This is a genomic window from Arthrobacter sp. 210 2 (genome assembly GCF_059093025.1).
On the sequence record NZ_JBNHIE010000010.1, the window covers coordinates 186,419 to 192,858 of the forward strand.

Sequence of the window (6,440 nt, forward strand, 5' to 3'; positions counted from 1 at the left end):
GGCACCTGGTTGTAGCAACGCAGAACAACGGGTTTCAGGACATCCCACCGGCTCCCACGGGCTGCCGCACCCCACCGCCGGTGCGAACCTGGGAGTATCCACTTGACTTCTGTCAACGCCTGCGGGTTTTGACAATATGTGCCCCAATGGGTGCCGGATGTGGCGGTACGTCAGGGGCAGGAGCGCTGCTGCATATGGAAAATGAACAAGAATTGGCCGTTAACGATGATGCCGCGGCGGCCGAGGAGTCCGCTGTTGCACCCAAGAAGGCTGTCAGGACGCGCCGGAAGGCCGCGCCGAAGGTCGAGGACGTCGTAGACGGGCCAGTGGGCGACGGCCCCGCAGAAAACGCCACGGCGGAGAACGTTGAAGCTGCCGCCGCAGAAACCAAGGCACCCGCCCGGCGTACCCGGGCCCGCAAGAAAGTGGAAGCTGACGAACCGCTTCCCGCCTTCGCCGACGAAGCAACGGGCACCGGGGCTCCCGCCGGAGTTACGGCCTCAGCCGAAGAGGGTGCACCCTCCGCAACTGCCCCCGAAGCGGAAGCCGAAACCAAGCCGGTCCGCCGCCGCCGTGTCGCCACCCGCAAAACCTCCGCACCCGCGGTGGAAACTGAAGCGGCAGCCACCGAAGCGGTTTCCGCCGGGCAGGAAGCTCCGGCCGCAGCCGGCGACGTGGCGGAAACCCCTGACACCCCCGCAGCAGTGGACGCGCCTGCCGGGGCAACCCCGGCAGCGGAGACCCCGGCGGAAGCAGCCGTAACGCCGGAAGCGGCCGGGACGCCGTCGGCCGCAACGCCTGAAGCCGCCGCTCCCCAAGCCCAAACCGAGGAAGAAAGCAACGCAGCCGCCACCGGCGCTGCTCCCAGCCCCTTCGGCTCGCTCTTCCTGGAACCTGCTTCCCCCACGTCCGTGCTGTTCCAGGCCCCGGACCTCAGCACGGTGGTGCGCCCCGCCGCCCCCGCCGCGGCAGCCACCGAAGAGCCGGAAGAGGACGACGCCGAAGAAGGCGACGCAGAGGATTCCGCGGGCCGCCGTAGGCGCCGCAGCCGTGGCCGCCGGAACCGCGGCCGCCTTGATGACCGCGATGCAGAGGCAGGCGCCGAGGGCGACGACGAAACGGCCGAGGATGCCGACGAAGAGCAGGCCGGGCAGCTGGAAGAGGGCGTCACGTCGCGCCGCCGCCGTCGCCGCCGCCGCGGCGACCAGGACCTCGAACTGACCGGCGGCGGGGACGACGACCCGCCCAACACCGTGACCCGCGTCCGCGCGCCCCGCGTTGCCACCGAACCGGCCGTCAGCAACCGGGTCACCAGCGTCAAGGGTTCCACCCGGCTGGAGGCGAAGAAGCAGCGCCGCCGCGAGTCCCGCGATACCGGCCGCCGCCGGACCGTGATCACCGAGGCCGAGTTCCTGGCCCGCCGCGAATCCGTTGACCGGCAAATGATTGTGCGGCAGCGCGACGACAGAATCCAGATTGCGGTCCTTGAGGACGGCGTCCTGGCGGAACACTTCGTGTCCAAGACGCAGCAGGATTCGCTGATCGGCAACGTCTACCTCGGCAAGGTCCAGAATGTCCTGCCCTCGATGGAGGCTGCCTTCGTTGACATCGGACGCGGCCGCAACGCCGTCCTGTACGCCGGCGAGGTGAACTGGGAGGCCGTCAACCTCGAAGGCAAGCAGCGCCGCATCGAAAACGCCCTCAAGTCCGGCGACACCGTCCTGGTCCAGGTCACCAAGGACCCGGTGGGCCACAAGGGTGCACGCCTGACCAGCCAGATCTCGCTGCCCGGCCGCTACCTCGTGTACGTGCCCGGCGGCTCCATGACCGGCATCTCCCGCAAGCTGCCTGACGTCGAACGCAACCGCCTCAAGCGCATCCTCAAGGACCGCCTTCCGGAGCACGCGGGCGTCATTGTCCGCACAGCCGCCGAGGGGGCGTCCGAGGAAGAGCTGACGCACGACATCAACCGTCTGCGCGCCCAGTGGGAAGGCATCGAAAGCCAGTCCACCTCCACCAAGGTCCTGGCGCCGGAACTGCTCTATGGCGAACCGGACCTCACCATCAAGGTGGTCCGCGACGTCTTCAACGAGGACTTCTCCAAGCTGATTGTTTCCGGCGAGGAAGCCTGGGACACCATCGAGGCCTACGTCACCTACGTGGCCCCGGACCTGGTGGGCCGCCTCGAGAAGTGGACCAAGGACCAGGACATTTTTGCTGCCTGGCGGATCGACGAGCAGATCCACAAGGCCCTGGAACGCAAGGTGTTCCTGCCCTCCGGCGGTTCGCTGGTCATCGACCGCACCGAAGCCATGACCGTGGTGGACGTCAACACCGGCAAGTTCACCGGCAGCGGCGGCAACCTCGAAGAAACCGTCACGAAGAACAACCTTGAAGCGGCCGAGGAAGTTGTACGGCAGCTCCGGCTGCGCGACATCGGCGGCATCATCGTCATCGACTTCATCGACATGGTGCTGGAGTCCAACCGGGACCTGGTGCTGCGCCGGCTCGTGGAGTGCCTGGGCCGCGACCGTACCAAGCACCAGGTTGCCGAGGTCACCTCGCTGGGCCTTGTCCAAATGACGCGCAAGCGCATGGGCACCGGGCTCCTGGAGGTCTTCGGTGAGCAGTGTGAGGCGTGCGCCGGGCGCGGCGTGGTCACCCACGACGATCCCGTGGAGCACCGCCGCGCCAACATCGTTGCCGCCGAGCACCACGTGCAGCGTGCCGACAGCCGGCCTGAAGCCCGTGCTGAAGGACACCGCAACGAAGGCCAGCGGACCGACAGCACCCAGCCCGGTGTCCGTCCCGACCGCAAGCGGCGGCGTGGACGCGGCGGTCAGCAGCCTGACGTTGCCCCGGCGGCCGCAGCCGTACACGTGCACACCGTCCACCCGGACCCGGCAGACGCCGAACGCCATGCCAAGGCGGAAGCAACCCGGCTGGCCCTCGCCAACATCGCTGCAGCAGCCCACGCGGCCCACCTGCACGACGATGAGGTTGCGGCTGCCCGCCAGGCACAGCCGGCCCAGCAGGGAGCGCCGGCCGAGGCGGACAAGCACGACGCCGATGCCTCCTCCCGTCCCGCCGCTGTCCTGACGTTTGGCGGTGAGAAGGTCGCCCTGCCGTTCGTCGAGCACGCGGAAGAACAGCAGGCGCAACCTGCCCTCACCCTGGACCGGCTCGCTGAAGCCTTTGCGCACCTCGGTGAGCCCGCTCCGGCTGCCGAGGCTCCGTCAGAACAGCCGGAAGCTGCGGTTTCGGCGCCGGCAGCTCCGGCACCGGTAGTTTCGGCACCGGCAGTTTCGGAACCGGCCAAGGCCGGGCAGCCGTCCGCCGCCGCAACCGTTGAGAAGGACTGGTCGGACCACACCGTGGAGCAGTCACGGCAGCGGAGGCCACGGCGCAACCGCAGCGCCAGCCGTGCCCAGGGGGCTGCCAACGAGACGTCCGTCCAGCACCACGAGAGCGTCCCCGCAGCCAGTGCAGGCCACTCGCACGCCGCGAAAGCGCCGGAACCGGCTGCGGCCTCCGGTGCGGACACTGCAGGCGCCAAGCAGGCCGAGGCTCCGATCATCCTCGGTGTGGGAGTTCCTGCTTCCGAGCTCTAACCGCAGGCAGCACAAACAAAAACCCGGATGCCCGGAACCGCCCTCACGGCCGGTTCCGGGCATCCGGCGTTAACAGTGTTTCGGCCCGGACCAGGTTCCGACAGCAGCGGCACGTCACCTTCGGTGCGGCGGCGGCAAAACGGCTAGGCTGGGGAACCGACACGGGGTGCCGCGCGAAGGGCCGGCTGAGATCCACACCCGTTGAACCTGTCCGGCTAGTACCGGCGAAGGGATGTCTCTTGTCTTCGACTCTTGCAATGCCCGCGGAAGCTCTGCAGTCCACTCCTGTGCTGCCGGATTCCGGCCGGGACCTGCCCCGTGTCCTGTCCATTGCGGGTTCGGACCCCTCCGGTGGAGCGGGTATCCAGGCGGACCTCAAAAGTATTGCCGCGCACGGCGGGTACGGCATGGCTGCCATCACAGCCCTCACCGCACAGAACACCCGCGGCGTGGAAGCTGTCCACGTCCCGCCGGCTTCCTTCCTGGCCAGCCAGCTGGACGCCATCAGTGACGACATCACCATCGACGCCGTGAAAATCGGCATGCTGGGGGACGCCGCCGTCATCGGGGCGGTCCGGGTATGGCTCGAAAAGGTGCGGCCCGCCGTCGTGGTCCTCGACCCGGTGATGGTCGCCACCAGTGGCGACCGGCTGCTGCAGGAATCAGCCGAGGCCGCGGTCCGCGACCTGCTGCCGCTCGCCCATCTCCTCACGCCCAACCTGGCCGAGCTCGCCATGCTGGTGGGCGAAAGCCCGCAGGATTCCTGGGAAGGCGCGCTCGATCAGGGGAAGCGCCTGGCAGCTGCCACCGGGACCACCGTGCTGGTGAAGGGAGGCCACCTGGCCGGGGCCGAATGCCCGGACGCGCTGGTCAACATGAACGGATTGCTGGGAGCAGAAGTCATCCAGGTGCCGGGGGAGCGGGTGGCCACGCCCAACAGTCACGGCACCGGCTGTTCGCTCTCCTCGGCGATGGCTACTGTCCAGGCGCGGCTGGGGGACTGGGAGGCATCGCTGCGGGAAGTGAAGCCATGGCTGGCAGGCGCGTTGGAAGCCTCCGGACGCCTGGACGTGGGAACAGGGAACGGGCCGGTCCACCATTTCCACCACCTGCGCCCCGTCCCGCCCGCCGGAGGATTCGCGGCGCGGCTGCGGGCCGAAGCCGACGAGGACCTCAAGGCGATCTACGGGCTGGATTTCATCCGCGGACTGGCCTCCGGAAGCCTCCCCGAAAAGGAGTTTGCCTACTACCTCGCCCAGGACGCCATCTACCTCAACGGCTACTCCCGGGTCCTGGCACGGGCAAGCGCCCTGGCACCCACCGAAACGGAGCAGGTGTTCTGGGCTGCCTCCGCGCGGCAGTGCCTGGAAGTGGAGTCGGAACTGCACAGGTCCTGGCTGAGCACCCGCCCCGTCCAGGCGGAACTGGGTCCGGTCACCAAGTCCTACGTGGACCACCTGACGGCTGCATCGGCGTCGGGCAGCTATGCAGTGCTCGCGGCCGCCGTCCTTCCCTGCTTCTGGCTGTACGCCGAGGTGGGCAAAACACTCCATGCCCGGTTTGTCGCCGCGGGCGAACCGGCAGCGCACCCCTATGCTGACTGGCTCCGCGCCTACGCCGACGATGAGTTCGCCGAAGCAACCCGCACGGCCATCACCATCGTGGACGGGGCCGGGCGGAACGCCTCGGATGCCGAGCGGGCGGCGATGGTCACCGCCTTCCGGCAGTCCTGCCGCCTGGAAGTGGACTTCTTCGACTCGCCGCGCCTCCACTCCTGACCGGCGGGCGGGCGCCCTGCCGGTAGTATGGTTGGGCGCGGTCCCGCCGCCGGGTTGGCCTGTGGTTCCTATCACAGCCAACGCGCCGGAACCAGCCTCATTTGCGGCCGAAGACGAAATTAGCGTAGTCTAGTTCTTCGGTGCTTACGCCAACACTTGGGTTATGACCCCTTCGGGGATAGCTCACGGATTCCCCCGGGGAATCCACGGCGTTGAGGCACAGCGGAAACCCAGCCAATTCAGAGCCGGGCACCGCACGCAAATTTAGTAATAAACGTCGAGAGAAGTGAGTTCCCAAGTGGTGTACGCGATTGTCCGCGCAGGCGGCCGCCAAGAGAAGGTTTCCGTTGGAGACTTCGTTACCCTGAACCGCGTCGCCGGTGGAGCTGGCAGCACCATTGAGCTGCCCGCGCTGCTCCTGGTAGACGGTGACAAGGTCACCTCCGCCGCTGCTGACCTGGCCAAGGTGACCGTCACGGCTGAAATCCTCCAGGACCTCCGCGGTCCTAAGATTGTCATCCAGAAGTTCAAGAACAAGACCGGTTACAAGAAGCGCCAGGGTCACCGTCAGGAACTGACCAAGGTCAAGATCACTGGCATTCAGTAACCACCGGTTACTGTTCAGGTTTTTCAGCAGATTCCCCAGAATTTAGAGGCAGGCATTTCAGATGGCACATAAAAAGGGCGCGAGCTCCACTCGCAACGGTCGTGACTCCAACGCTCAGTACCTCGGCGTCAAGCGCTTCGGCGGCCAGGTAGTTTCCGCAGGCGAGATCATCGTCCGCCAGCGTGGCACCCACTTCCACCCGGGCGCCGGCGTTGGCCGTGGCGGCGACGACACCCTGTTCGCACTGACCCCGGGAGCCGTTGAATTCGGTACCCGCCGCGGTCGTCGCGTTGTCAACATCGTTGCTGCTGCAGCTGCAGAGTAACAACAGATTTACAAGCGGTGGAGGGGGGGGGGGGGGGCAAGGCCCCTTTTTTTTCTACACACCCACCCCCCTTTTTTTCCCTCGGGGGTTTTCAAAAACAAAAACTGAGAGAGGTCCCT

Annotated in this window: 4 protein-coding genes and 1 riboswitch; all 4 genes read left to right on the forward strand. The window is 67.1% G+C overall.

All coding sequences use genetic code 11. The features are described 5' to 3' along the window. The first annotated feature begins 194 nt into the window (after positions 1–194). Entirely contained in the window at positions 195–3,611 is a 3,417-nt protein-coding gene (locus AC5RWA_RS17845) for an Rne/Rng family ribonuclease (protein ID WP_494058525.1), read from the forward strand. A gap of 152 nt (positions 3,612–3,763) precedes the next feature. Further along, positions 3,764–3,861: riboswitch (TPP riboswitch) on the forward strand. Positions 3,862–3,868: 7 nt separating this feature from the next. After that, the gene (thiD, locus tag AC5RWA_RS17850; protein ID WP_494058526.1) at positions 3,869–5,389 is read left to right on the forward strand and encodes a bifunctional hydroxymethylpyrimidine kinase/phosphomethylpyrimidine kinase; all 1,521 of its coding nucleotides are present in this window, start codon (positions 3,869–3,871) and stop codon (positions 5,387–5,389) included. 298 nt (positions 5,390–5,687) lie between these two features. Next, positions 5,688–5,996 (forward strand): 50S ribosomal protein L21, encoded by a 309-nt coding sequence (gene rplU / locus AC5RWA_RS17855; protein WP_079596325.1) that lies wholly within the window; start codon positions 5,688–5,690, stop codon positions 5,994–5,996. 61 nt (positions 5,997–6,057) lie between these two features. Continuing rightward, positions 6,058–6,321: a 50S ribosomal protein L27 gene (gene rpmA, locus AC5RWA_RS17860; protein ID WP_009372867.1), complete on the forward strand. Its 264-nt coding sequence runs from the start codon at positions 6,058–6,060 to the stop codon at positions 6,319–6,321. Positions 6,322–6,440: the final 119 nt, after the last annotated feature.

Excerpts from the sequence above, each read along its gene's own strand:
- AC5RWA_RS17845 (WP_494058525.1), top strand. The coding sequence starts at position 195 with ATGGAAAATGAACAAGAATTGGCCGTTAACGATGATGCCGCGGCGGCC.
- thiD (WP_494058526.1), top strand. The coding sequence starts at position 3,869 with ATGCCCGCGGAAGCTCTGCAGTCCACTCCTGTGCTGCCGGATTCCGGC.
- rpmA (WP_009372867.1), top strand. The coding sequence starts at position 6,058 with ATGGCACATAAAAAGGGCGCGAGCTCCACTCGCAACGGTCGTGACTCC.